Annotated in this window: 21 protein-coding genes; 13 read left to right on the forward strand and 8 right to left on the reverse strand. The window is 66.3% G+C overall.

What is annotated here, in order from left to right; translation table 11 throughout:
* Positions 1-117 precede the first annotated feature (117 nt).
* The 3 genes from V6F88_RS18660 to V6F88_RS18670 all read right to left on the reverse strand — a co-directional run bounded on the left by V6F88_RS18660 (position 118) and on the right by V6F88_RS18670 (position 2417).
* Entirely contained in the window at positions 118-873 is a 756-nt protein-coding gene (locus V6F88_RS18660; protein ID WP_332611335.1) for an amino acid ABC transporter ATP-binding protein, read from the reverse strand.
* The gene (locus V6F88_RS18665) at positions 870-1550 is read right to left on the reverse strand and encodes an ABC transporter permease subunit (protein WP_332611445.1); all 681 of its coding nucleotides are present in this window, start codon (positions 1548-1550) and stop codon (positions 870-872) included. Before V6F88_RS18665 ends, V6F88_RS18660 begins: the two co-directional genes overlap by 4 nt.
* Positions 1551-1634: 84 nt before the next feature.
* Positions 1635-2417 carry an amino acid ABC transporter substrate-binding protein gene (locus V6F88_RS18670; RefSeq protein WP_332611336.1) on the reverse strand — a complete coding sequence of 261 codons (783 nt, stop codon included), beginning with the start codon at positions 2415-2417 and terminating at the stop codon, positions 1635-1637.
* Positions 2418-2619: 202 nt separating this feature from the next.
* Here V6F88_RS18670 and V6F88_RS18675 point away from each other — a divergent pair, with 202 nt between their 5' ends.
* Positions 2620-3693: a P1 family peptidase gene (locus tag V6F88_RS18675; RefSeq protein WP_332611337.1), complete on the forward strand. Its 1074-nt coding sequence runs from the start codon at positions 2620-2622 to the stop codon at positions 3691-3693.
* A gap of 144 nt (positions 3694-3837) precedes the next feature.
* Positions 3838-4467 (forward strand): PAQR family membrane homeostasis protein TrhA, encoded by a 630-nt coding sequence (gene trhA / locus V6F88_RS18680; protein WP_332611338.1) that lies wholly within the window; start codon positions 3838-3840, stop codon positions 4465-4467.
* On the opposite strand, the gene V6F88_RS18685 is transcribed toward trhA, so the two are convergent.
* Positions 4464-4937 (reverse strand): Lrp/AsnC family transcriptional regulator, encoded by a 474-nt coding sequence (locus V6F88_RS18685; protein ID WP_332611340.1) that lies wholly within the window; start codon positions 4935-4937, stop codon positions 4464-4466. The genes trhA and V6F88_RS18685 overlap by 4 nt on opposite strands.
* A 138-nt stretch (positions 4938-5075) precedes the next feature.
* Between V6F88_RS18685 and kynU the strand changes: the two genes are divergently transcribed.
* Entirely contained in the window at positions 5076-6326 is a 1251-nt protein-coding gene (gene kynU / locus V6F88_RS18690; protein WP_332611341.1) for a kynureninase, read from the forward strand.
* Positions 6327-6421: 95 nt separating this feature from the next.
* Positions 6422-7828: an amino acid permease gene (locus V6F88_RS18695; RefSeq protein WP_332611343.1), complete on the forward strand. Its 1407-nt coding sequence runs from the start codon at positions 6422-6424 to the stop codon at positions 7826-7828.
* Between the two features lie 33 nt (positions 7829-7861).
* On the opposite strand, the gene V6F88_RS18700 is transcribed toward V6F88_RS18695, so the two are convergent.
* The 4 genes from V6F88_RS18700 to V6F88_RS18715 form a co-directional block, all read right to left on the reverse strand.
* Entirely contained in the window at positions 7862-8284 is a 423-nt protein-coding gene (locus V6F88_RS18700) for a VOC family protein (RefSeq protein ID WP_332611344.1), read from the reverse strand.
* 69 nt (positions 8285-8353) lie between these two features.
* Positions 8354-9043 carry a helix-turn-helix transcriptional regulator gene (locus V6F88_RS18705; protein ID WP_332611346.1) on the reverse strand — a complete coding sequence of 230 codons (690 nt, stop codon included), beginning with the start codon at positions 9041-9043 and terminating at the stop codon, positions 8354-8356.
* Between the two features lie 102 nt (positions 9044-9145).
* Complete coding sequence (locus V6F88_RS18710) at positions 9146-10018, reverse strand: hypothetical protein (RefSeq protein ID WP_332611348.1); 873 nt, start codon at positions 10016-10018, stop codon at positions 9146-9148.
* A gap of 139 nt (positions 10019-10157) precedes the next feature.
* Positions 10158-10625, reverse strand: coding sequence for a CopD family protein (locus V6F88_RS18715; protein WP_332611349.1), 468 nt, complete (start codon positions 10623-10625; stop codon positions 10158-10160).
* A gap of 156 nt (positions 10626-10781) precedes the next feature.
* Between V6F88_RS18715 and V6F88_RS18720 the strand changes: the two genes are divergently transcribed.
* From V6F88_RS18720 to V6F88_RS18760, 9 genes are all read left to right on the forward strand, one after another.
* Positions 10782-11291, forward strand: a complete 510-nt coding sequence (locus tag V6F88_RS18720; RefSeq protein WP_332611351.1) for a sigma-70 family RNA polymerase sigma factor — start codon at positions 10782-10784, stop codon at positions 11289-11291.
* Positions 11270-12262: a FecR domain-containing protein gene (locus tag V6F88_RS18725; RefSeq protein WP_332611352.1), complete on the forward strand. Its 993-nt coding sequence runs from the start codon at positions 11270-11272 to the stop codon at positions 12260-12262. Before V6F88_RS18720 ends, V6F88_RS18725 begins: the two co-directional genes overlap by 22 nt.
* 111 nt (positions 12263-12373) lie before the next feature.
* Positions 12374-15013 (forward strand): TonB-dependent receptor, encoded by a 2640-nt coding sequence (locus V6F88_RS18730; protein WP_332611353.1) that lies wholly within the window; start codon positions 12374-12376, stop codon positions 15011-15013.
* A 75-nt stretch (positions 15014-15088) separates the two neighbouring features.
* On the forward strand, positions 15089-16135 hold the full coding sequence (locus tag V6F88_RS18735) for a hemin-degrading factor (RefSeq protein WP_332611354.1): 1047 nt from the start codon (positions 15089-15091) through the stop codon (positions 16133-16135).
* Positions 16136-16228: 93 nt separating this feature from the next.
* The gene (locus tag V6F88_RS18740; RefSeq protein WP_332611446.1) at positions 16229-17044 is read left to right on the forward strand and encodes a heme/hemin ABC transporter substrate-binding protein; all 816 of its coding nucleotides are present in this window, start codon (positions 16229-16231) and stop codon (positions 17042-17044) included.
* On the forward strand, positions 17028-18026 hold the full coding sequence (locus V6F88_RS18745; RefSeq protein ID WP_332611355.1) for a FecCD family ABC transporter permease: 999 nt from the start codon (positions 17028-17030) through the stop codon (positions 18024-18026). The genes V6F88_RS18740 and V6F88_RS18745 overlap by 17 nt, the downstream gene beginning before the upstream one ends.
* Positions 18023-18931 (forward strand): heme ABC transporter ATP-binding protein, encoded by a 909-nt coding sequence (locus V6F88_RS18750; protein WP_332611356.1) that lies wholly within the window; start codon positions 18023-18025, stop codon positions 18929-18931. The genes V6F88_RS18745 and V6F88_RS18750 overlap by 4 nt, the downstream gene beginning before the upstream one ends.
* Before the next feature lie 143 nt (positions 18932-19074).
* Positions 19075-19557, forward strand: coding sequence for a YajQ family cyclic di-GMP-binding protein (locus tag V6F88_RS18755; RefSeq protein WP_046805184.1), 483 nt, complete (start codon positions 19075-19077; stop codon positions 19555-19557).
* A gap of 18 nt (positions 19558-19575) precedes the next feature.
* Positions 19576-20481 carry a LysR family transcriptional regulator gene (locus V6F88_RS18760; protein WP_332611357.1) on the forward strand — a complete coding sequence of 302 codons (906 nt, stop codon included), beginning with the start codon at positions 19576-19578 and terminating at the stop codon, positions 20479-20481.
* The last annotated feature ends 63 nt before the right edge of the window (positions 20482-20544 follow it).

The raw sequence follows: 20544 nt of genomic DNA on the forward strand, positions 1-20544 counted from the left end.
CTTCCGCCGGCCTTGCATCCGATCGCCGAATCTCTGATCGCCGCACCTTTGCTCGCCGCGCGCCTGCTATCCATGCGCCTGCTATCCATGCGCCTGATAGAGCCGCGCGCCCGCCTTCTACGCGCTCGCGTCCTGCGTCAGCGTGGAAATGAACGTGGCCGTGCGCGGGTCTTCGGGGCGCGAAAAGATCGTGCGGGATTCGCCGGCTTCGACCACCACGCCGTCCAGCAGAAACACCACCTCGCGCGATACGCTGGCCGCCAGCCGCAGGTCGTGCGTGGCCATCAACATGGTCATGCCTTCGGAAGCCAACTGGCGCAACACGTCCACGACTTCGGCCGCCAGGCCCGGGTCCAACGCGGAGGTCGGCTCATCGCACAGCAGCACGCGCGGGGCCGGCGCCAGGGCGCGCGCAATCGCCACGCGCTGCTGTTGTCCGCCCGATAGATTGGCGGGCCAGGCGTCGGCCTTTTCGGCCATGCCCACTTTTTTCAACAGTTCTTCAGCGCGTGCCCGGGCCTTGTCCAGCGGCCACTTCTGCACCGTCAGCAGACCTTCCATCACATTGCCGATCACCGTCTGGTGGGGAAACAGCTGAAAGTTCTGGAACACCATGCCCGTCTGCTTGCGCACGCGCTGCACCTGATCGCGCGCCAGCTTCACACCCGGCTCGAACTGCACCGTTTCCGGCCCCAGGGTAAGCGTGCCCCGGTCGGGCACTTCCAGCAGATTTACACAGCGCAGCAGCGTGCTCTTGCCGCTGCCGGACGGGCCGATCAGCGCGGTGACGCTGCCTTCGGCAATGGACACGTCCACGGCTTTCAGCACCGGATTGCCACCAAAGGCCTTTTCGATCTTTTGCAGCCGTATCATCGCGTCTTCTCGGAAAACACCGCATGCTGGCCAAAGCGCCGTTCCAGCCGGACCTGCGCGGCCGACAACACGGAACTGAACACCAGGTAGATCAGCGCGGCTTCGGTATACAGGATCAGCGGTTCATAAGTGACCGCCGCGATGCGCTGCGCTGCCTGGAAAATCTCGGGCACGGTCAGCACCGCCGCCAGCGACGTGTCCTTGACCAGCGCAATGAACGAGTTCGACAGCGGCGGCACCGCCACGCGCGCGGCTTGCGGCAGGATCGTGCGGCGCAGCGCCTGGCCGCGCGTCATGCTCAGCGAATACGCGGCTTCCCATTGGCCCTTGGTGATGGATTCAATGGCGCCGCGTATTACTTCGGAGTTGTACGCGCCCACGTTCAGCGTGAAGCCGATCAGCGCGGCGGGCAACGGGTCCAGCACGATGCCCACGCTGGGCAGGCCGTAGAAAATGACGAACAGCTGCACCAGCAGCGGCGTGCCCCGGATCAGCCACACATAAAAGCGCACCAGCGCCACCAGCGGCGCGGGCCCGAACAGCCGGATCAGCGCCACCACGAAGGCCAGCGCCAGCCCCAGCGCGAACGACATCAGGGTTAGCGGAACGGTGAACACCAGCCCGGCATGCAGCAAGGGCCAGAACGAATCGGCCATCAGCTGCACCCAGGGCGGCACGGTCCAGGAACCGATCTGCGCCAGCAGCCAGTCCGGCATCACCGCCTGTAGCCAGGTAGGTAGCGTCATGAGTGTGCGCGCGGCTTACTGCGCCGACAGGTCCGTGCCGAAGTACTTGACCGAAATGGTCTTGTAGGTGCCGTCGGCCTTGATGTCCGCCAGCGCCTTGTTGATGGCGGCTTGCAGTTCGGGGTTGCCCTTGCGGATCAGCACGCCCGAATTGCTGAATTCGGCGGTCTTGTCGGTGGCCGCGATCTTGACCTTGGCGTTCGGCTTCTGCTTCTTGAAATCCAGGAACGACAGGTTGTCGTTGACGGTGGCTTCCACGCGGCCCGAGGTCAAGAGGTCGATGGCTTCGTTAAAGCCCTGCACCGCCACCACCTGCGCGCCGTGGCTTTGCGCCAGCTTGCCGAAATTGCTGGTCAGCGTGTTGGCGGACTTCCTGCCCTTCAGGTCGTCAAACGACTTGATGGTGGTGTTGTCGTCGCGCACGATCAGCACGGCGGCCGACGAGATGTACGGATCGGAAAAGTCGTATTTTGCTTTGCGCGCATCGGTGATGCCCACCTGGTTGATCACCGCGTCATAGCGCTTGGCGTCCAGGCCGGCGATCAGGCCGTCCCACTTGCCTTCCACGAACTGCGCTTTCACGCCCAGGCGTTCGGCGATAGCGCGCCCAATGTCCACGTCAAAACCGGTAAGCTGCCCCGATGCGTCGTGGAAGGTAAAGGGGGCGTAGGTGCCTTCGGTGCCAATCTTGAAGGTGCCCGCGGACTTGATCTGGTCCAGGTCGGATTGGGCGTGGGCGGGGGCCAAGGCGGCGGCCTGGATAAGGCCGGCGACGAACAACGAGCGGAAGAGTTTCATGGCAATGCTCCGGAAGATCGGTGTCATTGGGAAGGGCCCGCAAGTCGCATGCCCTTCGTCGTAGCCGCACTCTAGCAACGCGTCTATTTTTCCACAAAGCATAAGGAATAGTAAAAATATAGCCGCGAGTCATTAACAGGTGTCCGATCGCCATTTAGCGGTCGGCGTTCTTCCAGCTATCGGTATCTGAACGGAGATCGGCGTGCAACAGCGATGGAACAGGCGGGCATTCATGGCGGCGGCGGGAGCGGCGGCATTGGCGGGGGGCGCGCAGGCGCAAGGGGCGAAAGCGCCGGCGCGGATGCCGGGGGCGGGCAGCATCACCGATGTCACCGGCCTGCGCGTGGGTCACTACACCGACACGCGCCGTCCCACCGGCTGCACGGTCATCATTGCCGAGGCGGGCGCAACGGGCGGTGTCGATGTGCGGGGAGCCGCACCGGGCACCCGCGAAACCGACCTGCTCAATCCCGTCAACATGGTGGAAAAAGTACACGCCATCGTGTTGTCCGGCGGCAGCGCCTTCGGCCTGGACGCGGCCTCCGGCGTGATGCGCTATCTGGAAGAAAAGAAAATCGGCTTCGACGTGGGCGTGGCCCATGTGCCTATCGTGCCGTCGGCCATCCTGTTTGACCTGGGCGTGGGCGATGCGTCGATTCGGCCGGATGCGGCGGCGGGCTACCAGGCGTGCAAATCGGCGTCCACCGACGCGCCCGAAGAAGGCAACGTCGGCGCGGGCGCGGGCGCCACCGTCGGCAAGTTGTACGGCCCGAAGCGCGCGATGAAGGGCGGCCTGGGCAGCGCGTCGCTGACGGTGGCGGGCGTGACCGTGGGCGCCATCGTGGCGGTCAACGCGGTGGGCGACGTGCTGGACCCGGCCACCGGCCGCATCCTGGCGGGCGCGCGCACGGCCGACGGCAAGCAGCTGCTGGATACGCGGGCGGCCATCCTGGCCGGCGACCTGCCGCGATCCATGCGCCCGGGCACGGCCACCACCATCGGCCTGGTGGCTACCGACGCCGCGCTGACCAAGGCGCAGGCGCAGAAAATCGCGGGCATGGCGCACGATGGCCTGGCCCGCAGCATCAACCCCATCCACACCATGCTGGATGGCGACACGATCTTCGCGCTGGGCACCGGCGCGTCCGGCAAGCCCGGCAACGTGATGTTGCTGGGCGTCATGGCCGCAGAGGCCATGGCCATTGCCGTGCAGCGCGCCATCCTGTCGGCGCGTGCCGTTGAAGGGTTTCCCGCCGCCGTGGATTTCATCGCTTGATGGCTTGGGTGCAAGACGCCGGCCGGGCTGCTCGGCCTGGCCGCTGTCTGTTGTCCGCTGCCCGCCCGGTGACGTCAATCTGTCACATTGCGGGTCGATGATGGCGGGGCGCCGACGTGGCTTCGGCGTTGCAAGAGGACACCCATGTACAAAGGCGAACGATTCAATGGCGCCACGCATCTGGCGGGCCTGGCGCTGGCGGTGGCGGCATCCGGCGCGTTGATTGCGCGCGCGACCGAATTGAAGGTGGACGCGCGGCAGGTCATCAGCAGCGCGGTATTCGCGGCGTCGATGATTGCCGTGTATGCGTCGTCGGTGCTGTATCACTGCACGCGCGGCCGCTACAAGGCGCGCTGGGCCAAGGCGGATCATTGCGCCATCTATTTGTTGATTGCCGGTACCTACACGCCGCTGGCGTTCGGGCCGGTGCAGCATGCCTGGAGCGCGGCCATGGGCGTGGCGATCTGGCTGCTGGCGGCCGTGGGCATCAGCCGCGAACTTTGGTGGGCGCGCGGCGCGGCGCCGGCCTTGCCGCTGTACCTGGCCATGGGCTGGCTGGGCGTGATGTTTGCCGCGCCCATCGCGGGCGCGTTGTCGTCAGCCGGCCTGGCCTGGCTGTTGGCGGGCGCGGTCGCGTACACGGTGGGCACGCTGTTCTACGTCAACGACAAACGCTGGCGCCATGCCCACGGCATCTGGCACTTGTTCGTCATGGGTGGCTCGGCCTGCCATTTCGTTACGGTATTCGGCTTTCTGACGTTTGGCGCGGCCTAGCGCCACGCCGCCAACGGCAGCATGCCGCCCCGGTCTTTGACCTTGCGCATGACGATGTGCGAACACAGGTCGCGCACCCCCGCGATCTTGCTCAGCTTGTCTTCCACAAACTGCGAAAACGCCGCCAGATTGCGCGTGCGCACCGACAGAATGTAGTTGGACGCCCCGGTCACGATGCTGGCTTCCGTGATCTCGTCGTGCGCCGCAATGCAGGCAAGAAAAGCCTCGTGCCACCCTGGGCGCGACTGGTCCAGCGACACATGCACGATGGCTTCAAGCTCGAACCCCAGCTTGTCGGCATCCAGCACCGCGCGGTAGTTGCGGATGAAGCCGCCTTCCTCCAGCGCGCGCACGCGGCGCAGGCAGGCCGACGGCGACAGCGCCACCTGCTCGGCCAGGTCCTGGTTGCTGAGCTGGCCGTTCTCTTGCAGACGGTACAGGATGCGCTGGTCGATGGCGTCTAGGGGCATGGTGCAATCCAATTCTAAAAACGGGCTATGCGTGCAATTTAATGCGAAATTCTAGGGTAAGCCACGCCCGGCTTTGCAATTTTTCGGCACCACGGCGCTGCTATCCTGTTCCCAGCATATTGCCCGAAGGAGCATCGCATGACGACTCGCGAAGACTGCGTCGCCGCAGACCGTAAAGACCCCCTGGCCCCCCTGAAAGACCGCTTCGAGCTGCCGCCCGGCGTGCTTTACATGGACGGCAATTCGCTGGGCGTGATGCCCAAGGGCGCTGCCGCCCGCGCGGCGGGCGTCATCACGCAGGAATGGGGAAAAGACCTGATCCGCAGCTGGAACACCGCCGGCTGGTTTGAATTGCCGGTGCGCCTGGGCGACAAGCTGGGCAGCCTGCTGGGCGCGCGCGAGGGCGAACTGGTCGTTACCGACACCACCTCGCTGAACATCTTCAAGGCGTTGGCCGCCGCGCTGCGCATCCAGCAGCAAAAACAGCCGTCGCGCCGCGTCATCCTGTCCGAGCGCGACAATTTCCCCACGGATCTGTACATGATCCAGGGCATGATCGACCTGCTTGAGCAGGGCTACGAAATGCGCCTGATCGACGACGAACTGCCGCTGGACAAGGCGCTGGACGACTCGGTTGCGGTGATGCTGCTGTCGCATGTGAACTACCGCAGCGGCCAGATGCACGACATGGCCAGCGTGACCGCGCTGGCGCACCAGCGTGGCGCGCTGACCATCTGGGACCTGGCCCATGCCGCGGGCGCGGTGCCGGTGGACCTGAACGGCGCCAATGCCGACTTTGCCGTCGGCTGCACCTATAAGTACCTGAACGGCGGCCCGGGTTCTCCGGCCTTCATCTGGGTGGCGCCGCGTCACACCCAGGATTTCTGGCAGCCGCTGTCCGGCTGGTGGGGCCACACGCGCCCGTTCGACATGGCCGTGGCCTACGAACCGGCCGGCGGCATTCGCCGCTACCTGTGCGGCACGCAGCCCATCGTGTCACTGTCCCTGGTGGAATGCGGCCTGGATGTGGCCAAGGCGGCCGACATGGCGCAGGTGCGCGAAAAGTCGCTGGCATTGGGCGACCTGTTCATCAAGCTGGTCGAAGAACGTTGCGCAGGCCATCCGCTCAAGCTGGTCACCCCGCGCGATCACGCGCTGCGCGGCAGCCACGTCAGCTTCCTGCATCCCAATGGCTACGAAGTCATGCAGGCGCTGATCGCGCGCGGCCTGATCGGCGATTACCGCGAACCGGAAGTCCTGCGTTTCGGCCTGACGCCGCTGTACTTCGGTTATGCCGACGTGTGGGACGCCGTGGACATCCTGAAAGATGTGCTGGACACGCGTGCCTGGGACAAGCCGCAATACCAGCAGCGCTCGACCGTGACCTGAACGCCATAGAGCGTGCCCGACCTTGCGGGGCCGGCTACGGCCGGCCTCGCCGATAAAGCAAGGCGGCAACAGACAAGATAACAAGGCAGGAGACAATGAAAAAACCACAAGGATTCGGCCGGATCGCCGAACGCGAACAGGGCCTCAAGCGGCGCTTGACCTCGGGCCAGATGAGCATGATCGCCATCGGCGGGGCGGTGGGCACGGGCCTCTTTCTGGGCAGCAAATTCGCCATCGGTTTTGCCGGACCCAGCGTCATCATCAGCTATGCCATCGGCGGGCTGATCACGCTGCTGCTGATGGGCTGCCTGGCCGAAATGACGGTGGCGCATTCCACGTCCGGGTCGTTCGGCGCCTACGCCGAACACTACATCGGCCCGCTGGCGGGCTTCCTGGTGCGCTACGCGTATTGGTCCTGCGTGGTGCTGGCGGTGGGCACCGAGGTCACGGCGGTGGCCGAATACATGAACTTCTGGTTTCCGGATGTGCCCGGGTGGCTGTGGGTGTGCGTGTTTTCCGGGGCGCTGATCCTGGTCAACGCGATGAGCGTCAAGGCGTTCGGCACCATCGAATACTGGTTTTCCACCATCAAAATCACGGCCATCGTGGCCTTCATCATCCTGGGCGCGTACGTGGTGTGGGGGAATCCGCGTTACGGCGTGGCGCAATACACGGCGCATGGCGGCTTCTTTCCCAACGGGCTGTGGGGCATGTGGATCGCGGTGGTTATTTCCATCTTCAGCTACCTGAGCGTCGAAATGATTGCCGTGGCGGCGGGCGAGGCCGAAGACCCCGAGCGCGCCGTGAAGAAGGCGTTTCGCGCCACCATCGTGCGCCTGGTGGTGTTCTACCTGCTGACGCTGGCGCTGATCCTGGCGATCGTGCCCTGGAACGAAGCGGGCAAGGAAGGCAGCCCCTTCGTGAAAGTGATGCTGGCGCTGAACATCCCCGGCGCCGCGGGCGTCATTAATTTCATCGTGCTGGTGGCGGCGTTATCCGCCATGAACAGCCAGCTGTACATCACCACGCGCATGATGTTCAGCCTGTCGCGCGCCGGTCACGCGCCGTCGTTGTTGGGCCGGTTGACGCGTAGCGGCACGCCGCTGAACGCGTTGCTGCTGTCCACCAGCGGCATCGCCATTGCCGTGGTGCTCAAGGTCATGGTCCCCGACACGGCCTTTACCTTGATGATGGCCATTTCGATGTTTGGCGCGCTGTTCACCTGGATGATGATCTTCATCACGCACTACTTCTTTCGCCGTCGGTGGGCGAGGGAAGGGGGCGGCGCGCTGTCGTTCCGCATGCCCGGCTTTCCGGTGCTGACGTTGTTGGGCGCGGTGGCGATGCTGGCCATCCTGGTCACCACCTACTTCACCAACGTCTTCAAGATGACGCTGGTGTTCGGGGTGCCGTTCCTGGTGATCCTGGCCGTGTTGTACGGGGTGCTGTTCAAGAAGCGCGCCGAATCGGTCGCGCTTCAAGCCCGCGAGCAGCGCGGCTGAACCCGGGCCGGCCCGGCAGCCGGCCTTGCGGGTTCAGCCGCCGACGGGGGCCTCGGCCACCTGCGTGGCTTCCGCGGGGGCCGCCGTCCGCGCCAAGGGCGAGAACACGCGCAGGCGGTGGCCGTCGGGGTCCAGCGCCACGAAGGTGCGGCCAAAATCCATGTCGGTGGGCGCTTGCAGAATGGGCAGGCCGCGCAGGCTCCATTCACGATGGCGCTGGTTCAGGGCGTCGGGGTCCGCCACGCAGAAAGCCAGTTCAGACGCGCCGCCCCGCCCGGCAGCGGCGGGCTCGACCGTGTAGCGCGACCACAGGCCCAGCTTCAAGCCCGAGTCCAGCACGAACAGGGCAAAGGTGGGCGAATTCTCGACGGGCTGGCGTTGCAGAAGCGCGCTGTAGAACGCGGCGCTGGCCTGGGGTTTTTCAACGTAGAAAAGGACGTAGTTGCTGTCAGTCATGAGGCGCTCCTTGGGGTTGATGCGCTCATGGTAGGCAGGGGTACTGTCAGATTTTGGCAGTAGTGTGCATCAGCAGTCTTGTGAACCGTGCGCCATCGCGCGCCACTCTTTCAAGAGGACGTGGCGGCGCCGCGGATAGCGTTCGCCCGGGGTCAGCGTGGCGATGCGGTCGGTGCGGAAATGGCGGAAGTCCTGGCGCAGTTCGCACCAGGCCATGACGATGCGCACGCTATCGAAAAAGCCCAGCGCGAACGGCCAGATGACGCGCGCGGAATCCAGGCCCTTGTCGTCGCGATACGTGATGTGTAGCCGGTGTTCCGCGCGTATTGCCTGGCGGATAAGCGCCACGTCCACCCGGTCGACCACCTTGGCGGCGCTAGGGCCGACCAAGAGCGGAATGGCATCGAGTTCGTCGCGCAGTTCCTGCGGCAGCACGGCGCCGATCTTGGCCAGCGCATTGCGCGCCGCCATGACCAGCCGTTCATCGGATCGGCCCGCCACCCAGCGCGTGCCCAGCACCAGCGCTTCGATCTCTTCGGTGCTGAACATCAGCGGCGGCAGCATGAACCCGGGCCGCAGCACATAGCCCACGCCGGGCTCGCCTTCAATTTCCGCGCCCTGGCATTGCAGCGTTGCAATATCGCGGTACAGCGTGCGCAGGCTGATGCCCATTTCGCTGGCCAGGCGTTGGCCGCTGACCGGCAGGCGGTGGCGGCGCAGGGTCTGAAGCAGGTCCAGAAGGCGTTCGGTGCGGGACATGAAAAGGGCGCGTGGCGGTAACGGCGTAATGCTGCCACGAAATGGCAGCGGGGGCGCATGTTGCCCGCGCCGCCCGCTCCCGTCCGCGCGATCAGCCGTCGATCAGCCGTTGATCTTCTTGCCGGTGGCCACGTCGATCACCGAGCCGTCTTCCAGGCTGACCCGAAAGATCTCGCGCACGACGTTGCCGGCGAAGCCGATTTCCACAATCGACACATCCTTGAACGTGGTGGCGATGCCATCGGGCAGCATGGCGTTGAACTTGTCCGACTCCTGCTTCATGGCGTCCTGCAAACGGCTGTCGTAGCGCGCCATGCTGTAGACCAGCGTGGTGTGCGGGTTGTGAGCGCGCACTTCCTTGCCGTCCTGCATGATGTTGACGCCGCTGACGCCCAACGTCTTGACCAGCTCGCGGCCGGCCTCGCTCATCTTGGCGTAGACCGGGCCGGTCACGCGCGGCAGCGGGCCGTCGCGCAGCGGGGCCAGGGCGGCGGTGGCCACGGTGTTGTAGCGCATCATGTCTTCAAAGCCCTGGCCGCTTTTGACCACGCCCAGGTCCAGCCACCACGGATGCCCGGCGCCCTTGGCGGCTTCGGTCGGGTAGAACGTTTTCAACGTAACGGCCAGCGGCGCGGGCGGCTTGGGCAAGGCTTTGAGCATGCGGGCCGGGGTGGCCGGGTCGGCACTATGGATGTGCACCACGGTCACGTGCGGCAGATTGGGCGTATCGGCCTCGGTCTTCAGGCCCAGGGCCAGCAGGTCTTGCTTGAGCACGCCATTGACCTTGGCGTCCAGCACGGCGTTCACCGATTGCGGCAGGCGATAGACCACGCCGTAGGTGGCCTTGTGGTCGCGGAATTCAGGCTTGTCCAGCGCGCTGTTGTCGATGGCGTCGGCGGCATGCGCGCTAAACGCGGCGGCAAGCGAGGTGGCGAACAGGCCGGCGGCGGCCAGGTGCAATGCACGTTTGATCATGGGGTATCCCTATCGTTGTTGACGTGACCCGCGAGAGTCTTCCGGCAGTGTGGCCCTCGGTGATGTACGGGGTATTGCATCAAGCGAAAGAATTCCGATACCGCGCGCGGTCGTTTCGATAGGTCGAATTTCCCGCTGATCAAGCCAGGAAAGCCGTGCCCACCACAACGATGCCCAGGACCAGGTTCACGCCCACCCAACGACGGATGGCGGCCATGGCCTGGCCGCCGCGTGGCCAGTCGGACGCGGCCACGGCGGCGGCCAGCCGCTTGTACAGCGCAAAGCGGATGTGGCCGAAGATGGCCATCATCACCAGGCCGCCCGTGGCCATCAGCGTCCAGTTCAGCGGCATGAAGAACTTGCCGCCGGTCTGGGCGGCCTGGCTGGCCGCCTGCCCGATCATCGACATCCCCGTCAGCAGGATCAGCACGATCGCTACCAGCACGGCATTCAGGAAAGGCCCCAGCACCGACGCCATCAGCGCCAGGCGCGCCGGGGGTTCCCATTTCGCGGCCGCCGGCCGCAAGAAACAGTGCGCGAACAGCATGCCGCCTACCCACAGGATCACGGCCATCACGTGGATGAATGTCAAGACGCTATAGAACATGGAGTCAGCCCGAGTCGTTATGCGGCCGCGGGGCGCGGCTGGTGTGTGCCGATGATATCTCCCCGCCCGCGTTTCACCCTACTTGACGGAAGCGCAGCCTTTGCAATTAGAATGAGATTGATTTGTATTTGTAATTTAGCGTTCTGGGAGCCCCTCGTGCCTAACCCCGTGCTCGCCTCAGGCGACGCCGTCCAATGTTTGTACCGCAGCCACCATGGGTGGCTGCAAAATTGGCTGCGCGCGAAGCTGGGCAACGCCTTCGACGCCGCCGATCTGGCCCAGGACACGTTTGTCCGCGTGCTGCGCCATCGCCACGAACTGGACGCGCTGCGTGAACCGCGCGCCTACCTGACGACCATCGCCAAGCGCCTGATGCTTAACCACCATCGGCGCCGTTCCATTGAAGCCGCGTACCTGGAAGCGCTGGCCTTGATGCCGGAACGGCTGGCGCCGCCGGCCGAACAGCGCCTGATCATCCTGGAAACCCTGCAAGAAATCGACGAAATGCTGGCCGGCCTGCCGCTGCCCGCGCGCCAGGCTTTTCTGATGGCGCAGCTGGAAGACCTTAGCCATGCCGATATCGCACAGCGCCTGAACGTGTCGCTGCGATCGGTGCACCGCTACATCGCCCGGGGGTTCGAGCAATGCATCATGGCGGTGAGTTGAACAGCGCGGGCGGCGAGCTGCCCGCCGTCGAACGCCATGTTGCCCGCGAGGCCGCGCGTTGGTTGCTGCGCCTGAGCTCCGGCCGCGCCACCGACGCCGACGTGCACGCCTGCGACCAATGGCGCGCCAGCAAGGCCGAACACGAACATGCCTGGCAGCGCGCACAGCGCGTCAACGAACGCTTTGGCCTGATCCCGTCCGCGTTGGGCATGGCCACGCTGAACCGACCCGAACTCAAGCCGCGCCGCGCCGCATTGAAAACCCTGGTGGCGTTGATCGTGGCGGGCCCGGTGGGCTGGGCCGCCTGGCGCGCCGACCCGCTGGACTGGACGGCCGACTACCGCAGCGCAGCGGGCCAGCGGCACGACATCACGCTGGCGGACGGGTCCGCGCTGCAACTGAATACCGCCAGCGCGGTGGACGTGGCGTTTGATGCCACCACCCGCTTGGTGAGATTGCGAGCCGGTGAAATGGCCGTGCATGCAGTGGCCGATGCGCAGCCGGGTGCACGCCCGTTCGTCGTGCGTACCAGCCTGGGCGATATCGTGGCGCCGCCGTCGCGCTTTTGCGTCCGCCAGGATGGCGTGCAATGCCAGGTCAGCGTGCAGGAAGGCCGGGTACGTGTCAGCCGGGCCGGCCGCATGGTCGATATCGCGGCGGGCCAGCAAGGCACGCTGACACAGGTTGACGCTGTTGGCCCCACGCCCGCCGATCCGCATGCCGGCGACTGGACGCGCGGCGTGCTGCATGCCGGCCAGATGCGCCTGGATGCCTTCGCGCGCGAGCTGGGCCGCTATCGGCCGGGCGTGTTGCGTTGCGACCCGGACGTGGCTCATCTGCGCATCTCGGGCGCGTTCCAGCTGGCCGATACCGACGCCGTGCTGGCTGCCTTGCCCGCCACCTTGCCCGTGCAGGTGCGCTACCGCACGTCCTATTGGGTGACCATCGGGCCGCGCGAATCCGCGGCATGACCGCCACCGTTACAAATTACCCGCCGACGCGCTGTCCGGTTCGCCGATCACGCGGGTCATGGTCTGTATAGGCAAACGAATGCCGATACCCGTTGGATCGAAAGGACGACCATGGCTTATCTTCCCGCCGGCCGCGCAAGCGGCTCCCGAACCTTAGTGGATGCGCCGACGCGCCAGACGCGCCTGAGCCACGCCGTGCACGCCGCGCTGGCGCTGGCCGCCGTTGCCGCCGCGATGCCGCCCCTGGCCGCCGCACAGGGACTGGCCGCGCAGGCCGGCGCACCCACGGCCGCCGGCGCACGCGATGCACGCCCCTATCGCATCGCCGCCGGCACGCTGGCCGACGCGCTGCCGCGCTTTGCCGACAGCGCGGGCGTGACGGTGCTGTTCGACGCCGCGCTGGTGGGACAACGGCGCACGCCGGGGCTGTCGGGCACCTACACCGTGGCGGACGGCTTTGCGCGCCTGCTGGACGGCAGTGGCCTGGCCGTACAGGAACGCAGCCGCAACGTGTTCGTGCTGCAAGCCGCCATGCCCGGCATCACGCAGCTGGCGCCGGTCAAGGTAGAAGGCGAGGGCGCGGTCGCCACGCCCGCGTGGGAAACAAGCACCGACCGCAAGCGCATGGACGACCTGCAAATCAAAAACTGGAGCGACCTGGGCAAGCGCGCCGAACCGGGCGTGAGCTTCAACCGGTCCAACAACAGCATCAACATTCGCGGCCTGGATCAAGACCGCGTGCTGACGCGCGTGGACGGCATCCGCCTGCCCTGGCTGGATGACGGTGCGCGCGGCGTGAAGGGCGGGCTGGAAGCCGTGGACTTCAACAGCCTGTCGCGCCTGGACATCGTGCGTGGCGCGGACGCCAGCGCGGGCGGCTCCGGCGCGATCTCGGGCATTGCCGACCTGCGCACGCTCGATCCCTCCGACCTGCTAACGGACGGCAAGACCTTTGGCGCACTGGCCAAAACCGACTACGACTCCGCCGATTCCAGCTGGGGCGCCAACGCCGCACTGGCCGGCCAGATCCACAGCAATACGTTCTGGCTGGTGCAGGCCGGCGTGCGCAACGGCCATGCGTTGGACAACCGGGGCGACGTGGGCGGCTACGGCCCCAAGCGCAGCGAGCCCAGCCCGGAAGACTACGACCAGCGCAGCTTCCTCTTGAAGCTGCAACAACGCGTTGAAGGCGGCCACCGCTTCGGCCTGACCGGCGAAACCTTCAAGCGCAAGGCCGACATCGACAACATGTTCGAACAGGGGGCGGGCACCAGCTACCTGTACGGCGAGAACAGCACGAAGAAAGAGACCGAGCGCGAGCGCGTGTCGTTCGACTATTCCTACCAGGCCCCCAGCGCCGGCGGCCTGATCGACTCGGCAACCGCCGTCGTCTACTGGCAGCGCGTGCGGCTGGACAATTCGCTGGACGGCATGCGCAGCGTGGATTCCCGCGCGCGCATCATCCCCGGCGACCCGTTCCGCTATGGCTTTCCCAGTGGCCCTTACGGGCGCAGCAATTCCATCCAGCAGACGCTCTTCGGCGTGAACGGCGAATTGACCAAGCGGCTGGCCGGCGCGTCCGTATCGCAGCTGTGGACCGTGGGCGGAGAGTGGTTCGGCAACAAGACCGAGCAGAATTCCAGCGGCTACGACAATTGCCCGGCCATTCGCCCCGGCCTGCCCGCGCCGTTTGGCCCGCGTTCGTGCGACATGCTGCATACCAATCAGGCCGACGTGCCGCAGTCCAAGGGCAACCAATGGGCGCTATGGGTGCAGGACGAATTCAGCTTTGCCGATGGCCGCTACACCGTCATGCCGGCCCTGCGCTACGACCACTACGAGCAAAAGCCGCAATCCACCGAAAGCTACGCCAGCAACCCGAACGCGGCCGCGCTGCCGCCGTCCAACAGTGGCAGCCGCTTCTCGCCCAAGCTGCTGGCCACGTGGAAGGCCATGGACGAACTGAGCCTGTACGCGCAATACGCCTACGGCTTCAAGGCGCCCAGCGCCAGCCAGCTTTACACCAACTACGGCGGCCCCGGCACCTACTTGCGCGTGGGCAATCCGTACCTGAAACCCGAAACCAGCAAGGGTTGGGAACTGGGCGCCAAGATCGGTTCCGACGATCTGGGCGGTGCGGTATCGTTCTTTGATAATCGTTATCAGAACTTTGTCGATACCAATCAGCCGCTGGACGCCAACTCGCCGCAATGGCAGACCGGCTGGGCAGGGCAGTATCCACTGGGCGTGACCGGCAACGTGAACCGGGGCAAGGTGCGCATCTATGGCGCCGAAGCCAGCGCGCACTGGAAGTTCTCGCCGGGCTGGCGCACCTGGGGCTCGCTGGCCTGGGCCGTGGGCAAGGATGAAGGCACGGGCCAGTACCTGAACTCCGTGGCGCCGCTGAAAGCCATCCTGGGCGTGGGCTACGGGCGGGATGTATGGGGCGTGGACGCCATGCTGACCACCGCGCTCAAGCGCGACAAGGTCGAATACCCCGAGGCATCGGCCACAACGCCCAACGCCGACTTCCAGGCGCCGGGCTATGGTGTGGTGGACTTGATGGGTTACTGGCGGCCCACCGCCGTGAAGGGATTGCAGGTGCAGGCTGGCGTGTTCAACCTGTTCGACAAGAAGTACTGGGAAGCCATCAACGTGCCGACCGCCGGGTCGCTGGCCTTGCCGCGCACGGTGGACTGGTACACCGAACCGGGACGCAGCGTGCGCGTGTCCCTGACGTACCAGTATTGACATTGATCACACGCCGCCGCCAGGCATCCGCCGGGCGGCGGCGGTAAACGGAACCCTTTGGGCTGGAGGCCTACGATGACGAATCAAGATTTCACGACCCGCGCCGACGAACTGCGCGCCCGCAATGAAGCCCTGTCCGCCACGCAACCGAAGCTGCGCGCGCGCAATCTGGCCCAGGCGCTGAACGTGTCCGAGGCCGAATGGATCGCCGCCGGCTGTGGCGGCGTCCAATCCACCGCGCTGCATGGTTCGCCGCAAGATATCTTTCGCGAACTGGGCACGCTGGGCGAAGTGATGGCATTGACGCGCAACGACTGGTGCGTGCATGAACGCCACGGTGAATACCTGGACATTCAGGCCGACGGCCCGGTGGGCCTGGTGTTGGGACCTGACATCGACCTGCGCGTGTTCTTTACCGCATGGAAATCGGCCTGGGCCGTTCAGCAGGACGGCCGCCACAGCCTGCAATTCTTCGACGGCGCGGGCGCGGCGGTGCACAAGGTGTACCGCACCGACGCCACTAACGCCGCCGCCTATGACGCGCTGGTCGCCAAGTTCGCGGGCCAGGCGCAATGGCCCGACACGCAAGCCTATGCGCCCGCCACCGATGCCGCTCAGGTCAATGACGCGGCGGCCTTCCGGCAGGCCTGGCTGGCCATGCAGGACACCCACGAATTTTTCCCCTTGCTGCGCAAGTTCAAGGTGACCCGGCTGGCGGCGCTGGCGGCGGTGGGTGACGATCTGGCGCAGCCCGTGCCGGCCGAATCCGTTGAACGCATGTTGCAGGCGGCGGCGGAATCGGCGCTGCCCATCATGTGTTTTGTGGGCAATCGCGGCATGATCCAGATCCATACCGGTCCGGTGCAACAACTGCGCCGCACGGGCCCTTGGTACAACGTGCTGGACCCGAAGTTCAACCTGCACCTGGACACCACCGCCATCGCTTCGGCATGGGTGGTGAACAAGCCGACTGCCGACGGCTGGGTCACGTCGCTGGAGGTCTATGCCGACACGGGCGACCTGATCGTGCAGTTCTTCGGCGAGCGCAAACCCGGCAAGCCGGAGCTGGCCGGCTGGCGCGAATTGCTGGCGGGCCTGTGCGATGCGCCGTTGGCGGTTTGAGGACATGCGATGAAAAAATGGTCGGCAATCGCCATGCCGAAGGCAAAGGCATTGGCAAAGGCAAAGGCATTGGCAAACGCTGTGGCAGTGGCGATGGCATTGGGCTGCGGCGTCGCGCCGGGCGTGCACGCCGCTGAACCCAGCCGGGTGGTCAGCCTGGGCGGCAGCGTCACCGAGATCGTCTATGGCCTGGGCGAGGGCGACCGGCTGGTGGGGGACGACCTGTCCAGCCTCTACCCCGAAGCCGCCACGCGCCTGCCGCGCGTGGGCTATTACCGCGCCGTGCCGGTCGAAGGGGTGCTGTCGCTTAAACCCGATCTGGTGCTGGCATCGGAACAGGCCGGGCCGCCCGAAGCGCTCAAGCGTCTGGCGGGCGTGGGCGTGCGCGTCGTCACGGTGCCGGACGCGCCGTCGGTGGATTCGTTGAAGGCGCGCATCCGTGCCGTGGCCGACGCGCTGGGCGCGGCGCCCGCGGGCGAACGCATGGTGGACAAGGTCTCGCGGGAACTCGCGCGTGCCGAGGCCATTGCGCCCACGCGGGCGCGCGCGCTGTTGCTGCTTAACCGCACGGGCACGCCGCAGGGCGCGGGCCGCGACACCGCCGCCAATGAAGTCATGCAGCTGGCCGGCCTGACCAATGTGCTGCATGACCAGCAGGGCTACAAGCCCCTGTCGGCCGAGGCCATCGGCGCATTGGCGCCTGACCTGATCGTGGTGACGCAAGCGTCGCTGGAGGCCACCGGCGGCATGGACAAGTTCCTGGCGCAGCCGGGCGTCGCCGGCTCGCCAGCGGCCGCCAGGCGTCGCGTGGTGGTCATGGACGACCTGCTGATCCTGGGCATGGGGCCACGCCTGCCGCTGGCGCTGACCCAGCTTAAACAAGAGGTGGCCGATGTCATGGCGCGTTAGCGCGCCAACGGCCTTGGTGCTGCTGGCCTTGGCCTTGCTGCTGGCCGTGCTGGGCGCCACGGCGCACGGCGCGGTGACGATCCCGCTGCGCGAACTGCCGGCGCTGCTGTGGGGCACGCCCACGCCTGAAAGCGCCTTGTGGCGCAATGTGCTGATCGACATCCGCTTGCCGCGCGTGCTGTTCGCGGTGGTAACGGGGGCGGGGCTGGCGATAGCGGGCGCGGCCATGCAGGCTTTGTTTCGCAACCCTTTGGCGGAACCGGGCCTGATCGGTATTTCGGCGGGGGGCGCGCTGGGCGCCGTCGCCGCCATCGTGCTGACCTCGGGTGGGTTCTGGGTCACCGCGCCGTCCGCCTTCGTGGGCAGCCTGCTGGCGACGATGTGCGCGTATGCCGTGGGACGGCGCGTGCCCGGCGTGGCGGGCTTGCTGCTGGCGGGCGTGGCGATCACGGCAATGTCGTTCAGCGTGATCGGCCTGTTCACCTTCGTGGCCACCGACGCGCAGCTGCGCGACTTGACCTTCTGGAACATGGGCAGCCTGGGCGGCGCGAACTGGAACGTGCTGGCCTTCCTGGCGCCGTGGGTGCTGCTGATGAGCGCGTGGCTGATGTGCCAGTGGCGCGTGATGAACGCCTTGCTGCTGGGCGAGCGCGAGGCCCAGCATCTGGGCTACGCGCTCAAGCGCGTGCGGGCGCAGCTGGTGCTGGCCAGCGCGCTAATCGTCGGGCCGCTGGTGGCGGCCACCGGCACCATCGTCTTCGTGGGGTTGGTGGTGCCGCATCTGGTGCGCATGACGCTGGGCGCCAATCACCGCTGGCTGCTGCCGGCCACCGTGCTGGCCGGTGGCCTGGCGCTGGTGTTGGCCGACTGGATGGCGCGCACCGTCGTCGTGCCCGCCGAACTGCCGATCGGCCTGGTCACGGGCCTGGTTGGCGGCCCCTTCTTCCTGTGGCTGCTGGCGCGCGGCCGGAGGCTGGCATGACATCGCCCACACAAATAGCGGCCGGACAGGCGCAGGCTGCAAAGGCGCAGGCTGCAAAGGCGCAGGCTGCACAGACGCAACCCGCCCCACGCACGGCCGGGCAGGCCGCGGGCGGACAAGCCCTGGCCGCCCACAGGCTGACCTTGTCTCGCGGCGGCGCGCGCATCCTGACCGACGTGTCGCTGGAGGTGCGCCCCGGCGAGGTCGTGGGCTTGCTGGGCGCGAACGGCGCGGGCAAATCCACCTTGCTGGGTGCGCTGGCGGCCGAGCTCTCGGCCGATGCCGGCCAGATAACGCTGGACGGCGCGCCGCTTGCCGGCATGGTGCTGGGCCGGCAAGCGCGACGCCGAGCGGTGCTGCCGCAAAAGCCCGGCCTGACTTTCGACCTGGGCGTGCGTGAAGTGGTGGCAATGGGCGCCTACCCGTTCGCCGAACTGGCGCCCGCACAAGTCGATGCGCTGGTGGCCCAGGCGCTGGGCCTTGCCGATGTGGCGCACCTGGCCGGCCGCCGCTACCCGGAACTATCGGGCGGCGAACAGCAACGCGTGCAATTCGCACGTGTGCTGGTGCAATGCCACGCCGCCCGCGCACCCGGCGAGGCGCGTTATCTGTTGCTGGACGAACCCACCGCCAGCCTTGACCCGAAGCACCAGGGCGACCTGCTGCACCGCGCCTGGGAACTGGCGCATGAGGGCAATACAGGCGTCCTGGTGATTCTGCACGACATGAATCTGGCCGCGCGCTGGTGCGACCGCCTGTTGCTGCTAAGCGCCGGCCGCGCCATCGCGCAGGGCACGCCGGCCCAGGTGCTGACGGCCGCCAACCTGTACCGGGCCTATGGCATCGAGGCCCAGGTGATCGCGCATCCTTTGCAGCCCGATCGGCTGCTGGTCCTGACGGTGTAGCGGGCAGGGCGGTGCGCGCCATTCGGGTTGGTGGCGCACGGCGGCGCCGGGCCGGTAAAATGGCGGCCGAGGTACACCGCGTCATACACTGCGGGCACCTGATGCCTACCCCCGATTTTTCATCATCCAACAGGACCCGTGTCATGCCTACTTTTGACGTCGTCTCTGAAGTCGACAAACACGAACTTACCAACGCCATCGATCAGGCCAACCGCGAACTATCCACCCGCTTCGACTTCAAGGGCAGCGACGCCAAGTTCGAACTGGAAGGGTTCGTCGTCACCCAGGTTGCCTCCAGCGCCTTCCAGCTCAAGCAAATGCTCGACATCCTGCGCGGCCGCCTGTCGGCGCGTGGTATCGACGTGCGCTGCCTGGACGTGGCCGACCCCCTGGAAAACCTGGGCGGCGCCCGCCAGAAGGTGACCATCAAGCAGGGTATCGAACAGCCCGTGGCCAAGAAGCTGATCGCCGCCATCAAGAACGCCAAGCTCAAGGTGGAATCGCAGATCAACGGTGACAAGCTGCGTATCACCGGCAAAAAGCGCGACGACCTGCAATCGGCCATCGCGCTGTTGAAAAAGACCGACGTCGACCTGCCCTTGCAGTTCGAAAACTTTCGCGACTAAGCGCCCCGGCCCGCCGCCATGGGGCATTCCAGCGAACTGCAACTGGTGGTTGAGCTGGCCCGCGCCGGCGGCATGTCGGCCGCGGCCCGCCAGCTGGATGTCACCCCCGCGGCGGTCAGCAAACGGCTTGCGCAGATCGAAGCGCGGCTGGGCGTGCGGCTGTTCAACCGCAGCACGCGGCGCCTGAGCCTGACGGCCGAAGGCGAGGTCTACCTGGAAAGCGCCCGCCGCATCCTGGGCGAAATCGAAGACCTGGACGCGCTGATCGCCAGCCGCCAGGACACCCCGCGCGGCCGCTTGAAGGTCAACGCGCCGCTGGGTTTTGGCCGCAGCTACATCGCGCCGGCCATTGCGGAATTTTCCCGGCAGTATCCCGACGTGATGCTGCAATTGCAGCTGACGGACAGCCCCGCCGACTTCGTGCAGGACGCGTTCGACGTGGCGGTGCGCTTTGGCGACCTGCCCGACACCCGACTGATTGCCCGCAAGATCGCGCCCAACCGGCGGCTGGTGTGCGCATCGCCGGCTTACCTGAAAGCGCATGGCGTGCCGCTGACCCCGCACGACCTGACGCGGCACCAGTGCATAGTGCTGCGCCAGAACGAAGACGCCTACAGCCTGTGGCGCTTCACCAAGGGACGCCGCAGCGAAACCGTGAAGGTACGCGGTGCGTTAAGCAGCAACGATGGCGAAGTGACGCTGACCTGGGGGCTTGCCGGCCTGGGCATCTTGCAGCGCGCCGAATGGGACCTGGCGCGCTACCTGCGCAGCGGCCGGCTGGTGCACGTGCTGGAAGACTACGCGCTGCCGCAGGCCGACATCTACGCCGTGTTCCCGGAACGCCACCACCTGTCCGCCAAGGTCCGCGTCTTTGTGGATTTTTTGGTGGGCTACTTTCAGCGCGATAAACAGGCAGCCTGGTAGGGAAGGATGCGCAGCTCCCGCGCGGAAGCAACCAGGCGGGTGGCAAGCGGCAGACTGAACCGA

This window comes from Achromobacter sp. ESBL13 (genome assembly GCF_036668755.1).
Lineage (GTDB): Bacteria > Pseudomonadota > Gammaproteobacteria > Burkholderiales > Burkholderiaceae_B > Achromobacter.

Bases quoted from the DNA above. Each gene is read 5' to 3' on its own strand.
- V6F88_RS18660 (WP_332611335.1), bottom strand. From the start codon at position 873: ATGATACGGCTGCAAAAGATCGAAAAGGCCTTTGGTGGCAATCCGGTG.
- V6F88_RS18670 (WP_332611336.1), bottom strand. From the start codon at position 2,417: ATGAAACTCTTCCGCTCGTTGTTCGTCGCCGGCCTTATCCAGGCCGCC.
- trhA (WP_332611338.1), top strand. From the start codon at position 3,838: ATGTACAAAGGCGAACGATTCAATGGCGCCACGCATCTGGCGGGCCTG.
- V6F88_RS18685 (WP_332611340.1), bottom strand. From the start codon at position 4,937: ATGCCCCTAGACGCCATCGACCAGCGCATCCTGTACCGTCTGCAAGAG.
- kynU (WP_332611341.1), top strand. From the start codon at position 5,076: ATGACGACTCGCGAAGACTGCGTCGCCGCAGACCGTAAAGACCCCCTG.
- V6F88_RS18695 (WP_332611343.1), top strand. From the start codon at position 6,422: ATGAAAAAACCACAAGGATTCGGCCGGATCGCCGAACGCGAACAGGGC.
- V6F88_RS18700 (WP_332611344.1), bottom strand. From the start codon at position 8,284: ATGACTGACAGCAACTACGTCCTTTTCTACGTTGAAAAACCCCAGGCC.
- V6F88_RS18705 (WP_332611346.1), bottom strand. From the start codon at position 9,043: ATGTCCCGCACCGAACGCCTTCTGGACCTGCTTCAGACCCTGCGCCGC.
- V6F88_RS18710 (WP_332611348.1), bottom strand. From the start codon at position 10,018: ATGATCAAACGTGCATTGCACCTGGCCGCCGCCGGCCTGTTCGCCACC.
- V6F88_RS18715 (WP_332611349.1), bottom strand. From the start codon at position 10,625: ATGTTCTATAGCGTCTTGACATTCATCCACGTGATGGCCGTGATCCTG.
- V6F88_RS18725 (WP_332611352.1), top strand. From the start codon at position 11,270: ATGCATCATGGCGGTGAGTTGAACAGCGCGGGCGGCGAGCTGCCCGCC.
- V6F88_RS18730 (WP_332611353.1), top strand. From the start codon at position 12,374: ATGGCTTATCTTCCCGCCGGCCGCGCAAGCGGCTCCCGAACCTTAGTG.
- V6F88_RS18735 (WP_332611354.1), top strand. From the start codon at position 15,089: ATGACGAATCAAGATTTCACGACCCGCGCCGACGAACTGCGCGCCCGC.
- V6F88_RS18740 (WP_332611446.1), top strand. From the start codon at position 16,229: ATGGCATTGGGCTGCGGCGTCGCGCCGGGCGTGCACGCCGCTGAACCC.
- V6F88_RS18745 (WP_332611355.1), top strand. From the start codon at position 17,028: ATGTCATGGCGCGTTAGCGCGCCAACGGCCTTGGTGCTGCTGGCCTTG.
- V6F88_RS18750 (WP_332611356.1), top strand. From the start codon at position 18,023: ATGACATCGCCCACACAAATAGCGGCCGGACAGGCGCAGGCTGCAAAG.
- V6F88_RS18755 (WP_046805184.1), top strand. From the start codon at position 19,075: ATGCCTACTTTTGACGTCGTCTCTGAAGTCGACAAACACGAACTTACC.
- V6F88_RS18760 (WP_332611357.1), top strand. From the start codon at position 19,576: ATGGGGCATTCCAGCGAACTGCAACTGGTGGTTGAGCTGGCCCGCGCC.